Genomic DNA, 5,543 nt, shown 5'->3' with positions numbered 1-5,543 from the left:
CGATGGACCTCCACGCCAAATTGCAACTGGGCGGGACGGTGCCGTCATGGTTGTGCGGTGGAAAGGTCACCAAGGACCTCGGGGAGCACTTCGAGGTCGGCTTCAACGCGCTGCACCACCGTCTCGGCTACGACGACTTCCCCTATGCCAAGCAGTGGGTCGAGAAGAACCGCCCCGTCGGGGTGTCACACTTCCTGGGCTGGGAGACCCTGACCCACGCAAAGAACCCGCACTACGCCGGGATGGGCGGGTCGGCCACGCCGGACTTCGACTCCGACGGCGTGGGCGACATCTTCTCGGCCGCCACCGGGACGCTGAACATCTGGAACGGCAAGGGCGACAACACCTTCGGCCCGGCCACCGCGGTGGACTCTGACTGGGCCGGCTTCACCCGTCCGATCGCGGGCGACTTCAACGGCGACGGCATCAGCGACCTGATGGCGGTCAAGAAGGACAGCAACACGCTGCACGTCTGGAACGGCAGGGGCGCCAACAACTTCACTGGCGCCATCGAGCTCGGGCCCGGCTGGAATCCGTACGGGAGCACGCTGATGTCGCTGGGCGACGTCAACGAGGACGGCAAGACCGACATAGGCGCCGTGCACAGTGAGACCGGGACGCTGTACGTCTGGAACGGCAAGGGCGGCAACCAGTTCGGCCCGGCCGACGCGATCGGCTCTGGCTGGACCGGCTTCACCCGTCCGATCGCGGGCGACTTCAACGGCGACGGCATCGGTGACCTGATGGCGGTCAAGAAGGACACCAACACGCTGCACGTCTGGAACGGCAGGGGCGCCAACAACTTCACCGGCGCCATCGAGCTCGGGCCCGGCTGGGAACCGTACGGGAGCACGCTGATGTCGCTGGGCGACGTCAACAAAGATGGCAAGACCGACATAGGCGCCGTGCACAGCGAGAGCGGGACGCTGTACGTCTGGAACGGCAAGGGCGGCAACAAGTTCGGCCCGGCCACCGCGATCAGCTCCGGCTGGACGTCGCGCTTCTGAGTGCCGAGTGCACGTTGGCGGGGCCGCAAAGGGCCGATCCCTCTGGGGCCTCGCCACGCGCGGAAGGCGCATCGGTGAGGCGCACCGCCTTGCTCCGGGTCTGTTCAGTTCGGCAGTCTCGCTGCGTAGATCCAATCGAAGCCGTCGTATCCAGCCCCGTCGAGGTGTTCCGCCCGGGCCAGGCCGGCGCGGATCGCCACGCGTTGGGAGGCGACATTGGCCGGCCGGACGCGGGCGATCAGCGGGAGGCTGGGAACATGCCGCAATGCCCAGGTGGTGACTGCAGCCGCGGCCTCGCTGGCGAAGCCCTGACCCCATGAGGATGCGGCGAAGCGGTAGAAGAGGTTGAGGACCTTCATCCCGTTGAGTTCCATGGGCTTGATCCCGCAGAACCCCAGTTGCGTGGCAGAGCCGTGGCGTCGGACGACCCAGTACCCGTATCCGCAGCTCTGCCACTGGTCGTTCCAGCGCTGGAAGAGGTCTTGCGCCTCGTCGAGCCGGTCGAGCGCGTCGGACGGATTGTGCAGGCACGTGCTGGGGTCACTGTGTATCGCAAAGATCGCATCGACATCGGCAACGGTCGGACGTCGCAGCGACAGCCGGGCGGTCCGCAGATCTTCCTCTGCCAGGCTTCGGCCACTCATACGAAGATCCTAGAGTCGTGTCACACGGATGGCCGAAACGGCCGCCAGAGTGAATCGCCCGGGTCGATTCAGAGAGTGTCAGAAGTACGGAGTCCAGTCGGCTCCGACGGGAATGGCGCTGGAGAACGTGTCGGCCCCGGCCGTTCCACATGGAGAGCGTGCCGTCACGGGTGGCCGCGATGTCGGTGTGACCGTCCTGGTTGACGTCTCTCAGTGACATCGTCTCCGCGTCATGAACCTCTCGCTTTCCACCCCACGATGGGCCTGTGCACGGCGGCAGACCAGGGCGCGGTATGTCGGCGGTATGTCCTCTTCCGCCGGGGTGAGGGCAGCAGGTCGGGGTCCAGGACAAGAGCGCGCAGGTGGCAGTTCGCGTAGTCGTTCGCAGGATGGCTGGATGTTTGCCGTCCGGCATTCAGCGCGAGTCGCCTCATTTCATGAGAGAGGGCTAACGCTGGTCTCAGCGCCACCTCACCGCCGGTCGAAATCCTCTGAATCAGGCCAGGGCAGCCGTTCTGGCCGAGAATGACGGAGGTTACGACATGCGCAAGATCGGCTTGGCTCTGGCGGGGACCGTTCTCGGGATCGGCATGGGCTCGGTGGTGCTCGCCACTCCGGCGCTCGCCGACGAGCGCGCCTGCCGCGGGACCATCGGTGCGGTGACCCTCGACAACGTACGCGTACCGCAGGGCGCCAGGTGCACGCTGAACGGCACCCGGATCAAGGGCACCCTGAAGGTCGAGCAGCGGGCGACCCTGATCGCCCGAGGGGTGAAGGTCGTCGGCAACGTCCAGGCGGAGGGGGCGGCCAGAGTGACGGTGGCGGGCGGCTCGGCGGTCGGTGGCAGCGTGCAGGTGAAGCAGGGCGGGGCGGCCACGGTCGAGTCGTCGCGGATCAAGGCCGACATCCAGCTCGACGCGAACGGCCGGTATCTGAAGGTCAACGGCAACCGGGTCGGCGGCAGCATCCAGGTGGTCGGAAACCGTGGTGGCGCGGAGATCCGCCGGAACAGGGTCGACGGCAACCTGCAGTGCAAGGAGAACCGTCCCGCGCCCACCGGGGGCGGGAACATCGTGGACGGCAACAAGGAAGATCAGTGCCGGCGCTTCTAGGGTCGGTCCCAGCGGCGACCATGTGCCCTCAGAAGCACGGGACCGGGGATCGCCAGGATCGTTATGATCGCGTTCCTGCATCTTCTTCGGAGGGGACGAGCATGCCCACCAGCAAGGCGACCCGCGACAAGGTGATCTGCTACATCGTCCGGGACGGGCGTCTCCTGGTCTTCCGGCACGTGGATCACAGCTTCGAGGAGGTCGGCATCCAGGTGCCCGGTGGCACCGTCAAGGCCGGGGAGGAGCCTGAGCGCGCCGCACTCCGGGAGGCGCGGGAGGAGACCGGGCTCCATGATCTCACCGTCGTCAGGAAGCTCGGCACGTACGAGTACGACATCACCCCGTACCGGCCGGAGATTCACCGCTGTCACGTTTTCCAGTTGGCCATCCATCAGGAGACCCCCGACCGCTGGGCCAGTCAGGAGGAGAACGATGGAGCGGGGGAGCCGATCAGGTTCGAGTGCTTCTGGATACCGCTCGAGCACGGCCACGTGCTGCAATCAGGCCAGGGCACGCTTCTCTCCCGCCTCTTCGATCATGATGCGTGAGAATCTGGAGGAGATGTTGCCGCCGACGTGCCGACCGGCCATGACGTGCACCTGGAGGCGCCGAGGGAGGTCGTACGGCTGATCTTGCAGGCGGGCGGGAAATCCGGTTGACCGGGGCACAGGCGGACGATCATTCTCGACGGATGCACGTCGACTTCTCGAGGATCTCCGCCGATGACGGGGACGCACTGGCCGACTTCCTGACCGGCGAGGAATGGCCCTATCACGCGGGCACTCAGGACCGCGAGACCGTCCGGCGGTTCGCCGCCGACGGGCGCTACGACGACGAGGAGACGCGGACGTTCTGGGTGCTCGCGGACGGCGAGCGCGCGGGGCTCGTCAAGCTGCAGGACCTCGCCGACGACACGCCCATGTTCGACCTGCGCGTACGGCGAGCGTGGCGCGGACACGGCCTCGGCACGGCGGCGGTGGCCTGGCTGACCGGCTACCTGTTCACCGAGCTGCCCGATGTGTTGCGGATCGAGGGCACGACCCGCCAGGACAACCACGCGATGCGGGCGATCTTCCGAAAGAGCGGGTACGCGAAGGAGTCGCACTACCGGGAGGCCTGGCCGGCCCCGGACGGCACGCGGTACGACGCGGTCGGCTACGCGATCCTGCGCCGTGACTGGCTGTCCGGGACCGTCACCCCGCCCGACTGGCACGACGAGCCCAAGGCCGATCTCAGCTGAGCGTCTGGTTCACGACGAGCCCAAGGCCGATCTCGGCTGAGCGCCCGGTTCACGATGAGCCCAAGGCCGATCTCAGCTGAGCGCCCGGTTCACGACGAGCTCGTGACCGGGATCATCTGAGCTCGGAGCTCAGCAGGCCCATCATGAGGAAGTCGTGCCGCTTGCCCCGCGCGCGGAACGCCTCCCTGCGCCGGCCCTCCTCCACGAACCCCACTTTCGTGTACGCCCGAACCGCCGCCACGTTGTCCGCCACCACCCACAACATCAGCCGGTGCAGACCCATCTCCTCGAACGCGTACCGGCAGATCACCCGCAGGGCGTCGGTCGCGTAGCCGCCGCCCCAGCGGGAGCGGTCGCCGATGGCGATGCTCTGCACCGTGGCCTCGCCGTGGATGAAGTCGGTCTCGCCGAGCGCCACGTAGCCGATCAGCTTCTGGTCGTCGAGCGCCTCGATGCCGAGCACCATCTCCTCGAAGGTGTTGCGCGGCCGGTTCTCGCCCTTCTCGATGTTCTGGGCGAGTGAGATGGGCGGCGAGCCGTCCATCCAGCGGCCGACCTCGGGATCGTGGTACCACCGCCACATGTCCTCGCTGTCGGACGGCTCCAGGGCTCGCAGGCGTACCCGTTCTCCGGTCAGCACCTAGACATTCTCCACTCTTGCGCGCACGGTCGCGCTGTCGGGCTCAAGGCCCGGGATGCGCGCCGCGATGAGGTCATCGATGTTCATGAAGGCCACCAGGTTGCTCACCGCGTGGGCGGGGTCGGCGGTGATCTGATTGATCTCGGCCTGCTTCTGGGCGTTCGTCGCGTTCGGTCCGATGTGCCAGACGCCGTCTCTCTCGATCGCGTCGATGGCCGCGTCCCGCAGGGCCTGCGCGTCGGTGATCGACATGGTCATCGTGATCTCGACGTGGACGTCCTGCCGTGTGTCTGAGTCGGACATGGTGGCCAGCCTATTCGTCCGCGGCGAGCTGGAGCGCGGCCAGCTCCTTGCGCGACAGGTAGCCGAGCTTGCGCAGGACGCTGGAGATGTGGCTCTCGACCGTGCGCCTGGACAGGAAGAGCTCGGTCGCGATCTCCTGGTTCGTCTTTCCCCCGGCGGCCAGGAGCGCCACCTCGTGTTCGCGGGACGAGAGCGTGCGTCCGTGGGAGGGGCGGCCGCCGCGCCACGGGTACGGGATGGACACGCCGTTCTGCCGCATGATCCGGGTGACGCGGGCGATGTCCCGGTCGGCGCGCATCGAGCCGTACGAGCGCAGCGCGTCCTCCAGCAGGCGTGCGCCGCCGGCCGCCGAGCGCTCGCAGCGCCAGCGGCCCAGGCGCTCCGCGGCCAGGGCCTCCTCGTAACGCAGCCCGGCGTCCTTCAGCGTGGAAAGGGCCGCGTCCAGCAGGCGGTCGGCCTCGTCCGCCGCCTCGCGCGACCGAGCCAGTACGGCCTGGGCGGTCAGCAGGGCGGCCTGGGCCGACGGCGCATCGGCCCCGGAGATCCCGTCGGCCAGCTCGCCCACGACTTCGGCCGCGCCGCCCAGCCCGCCCACCT

Annotated in this window: 8 protein-coding genes; 4 read left to right on the top strand and 4 right to left on the bottom strand. The window is 67.8% G+C overall.

What is annotated here, in order from left to right; all coding sequences use genetic code 11:
* Positions 1-1,007 (top strand): FG-GAP repeat domain-containing protein (locus ETD86_RS52250; RefSeq protein ID WP_138674051.1); only part of this gene is annotated, 1,007 nt, incomplete at its 5' end.
* Between the two features lie 104 nt (positions 1,008-1,111).
* Here the strand turns inward: ETD86_RS52250 and ETD86_RS52245 are convergent.
* Positions 1,112-1,651 carry a GNAT family N-acetyltransferase gene (locus ETD86_RS52245; protein ID WP_138674050.1) on the bottom strand — a complete coding sequence of 180 codons (540 nt, stop codon included), beginning with the start codon at positions 1,649-1,651 and terminating at the stop codon, positions 1,112-1,114.
* Between the two features lie 542 nt (positions 1,652-2,193).
* Between ETD86_RS52245 and ETD86_RS52240 the strand changes: the two genes are divergently transcribed.
* The 3 genes from ETD86_RS52240 to ETD86_RS52230 all read left to right on the top strand — a co-directional run bounded on the left by ETD86_RS52240 (position 2,194) and on the right by ETD86_RS52230 (position 4,003).
* A complete protein-coding gene (locus tag ETD86_RS52240; protein ID WP_138674049.1) occupies positions 2,194-2,763 on the top strand; it encodes a bactofilin family protein in 570 nt (189 codons plus the stop codon).
* Between the two features lie 101 nt (positions 2,764-2,864).
* Positions 2,865-3,311, top strand: a complete 447-nt coding sequence (locus ETD86_RS52235) for an NUDIX hydrolase (protein WP_138674048.1) — start codon at positions 2,865-2,867, stop codon at positions 3,309-3,311.
* A 143-nt stretch (positions 3,312-3,454) separates the two neighbouring features.
* Positions 3,455-4,003: a GNAT family N-acetyltransferase gene (locus ETD86_RS52230; protein ID WP_138674047.1), complete on the top strand. Its 549-nt coding sequence runs from the start codon at positions 3,455-3,457 to the stop codon at positions 4,001-4,003.
* A gap of 112 nt (positions 4,004-4,115) precedes the next feature.
* Here the strand turns inward: ETD86_RS52230 and ETD86_RS52225 are convergent, their stop codons facing one another.
* From ETD86_RS52225 to ETD86_RS52215, 3 genes are all read right to left on the bottom strand, one after another.
* Complete coding sequence (locus tag ETD86_RS52225) at positions 4,116-4,643, bottom strand: GNAT family N-acetyltransferase (RefSeq protein ID WP_138674046.1); 528 nt, start codon at positions 4,641-4,643, stop codon at positions 4,116-4,118.
* A complete protein-coding gene (locus ETD86_RS52220) occupies positions 4,644-4,946 on the bottom strand; it encodes a hypothetical protein (RefSeq protein ID WP_138674045.1) in 303 nt (100 codons plus the stop codon).
* Between the two features lie 10 nt (positions 4,947-4,956).
* A partial coding sequence (locus ETD86_RS52215) for a helix-turn-helix transcriptional regulator (protein WP_138674044.1) occupies positions 4,957-5,543 on the bottom strand: 587 nt, incomplete at its 5' end.

It is taken from the genome of Nonomuraea turkmeniaca (assembly GCF_005889735.1).
In the GTDB taxonomy this organism is placed as follows: domain Bacteria; phylum Actinomycetota; class Actinomycetes; order Streptosporangiales; family Streptosporangiaceae; genus Nonomuraea; species Nonomuraea turkmeniaca.
Note: the sequence above shows the minus strand (reverse complement) of the source record. Positions and strands in the feature narration are given on the sequence as shown.

Excerpts from the sequence above, each read along its gene's own strand:
- ETD86_RS52245 (WP_138674050.1), bottom strand. The coding sequence starts at position 1,651 with ATGAGTGGCCGAAGCCTGGCAGAGGAAGATCTGCGGACCGCCCGGCTG.
- ETD86_RS52240 (WP_138674049.1), top strand. The coding sequence starts at position 2,194 with ATGCGCAAGATCGGCTTGGCTCTGGCGGGGACCGTTCTCGGGATCGGC.
- ETD86_RS52235 (WP_138674048.1), top strand. The coding sequence starts at position 2,865 with ATGCCCACCAGCAAGGCGACCCGCGACAAGGTGATCTGCTACATCGTC.
- ETD86_RS52230 (WP_138674047.1), top strand. The coding sequence starts at position 3,455 with ATGCACGTCGACTTCTCGAGGATCTCCGCCGATGACGGGGACGCACTG.
- ETD86_RS52220 (WP_138674045.1), bottom strand. The coding sequence starts at position 4,946 with ATGTCCGACTCAGACACACGGCAGGACGTCCACGTCGAGATCACGATG.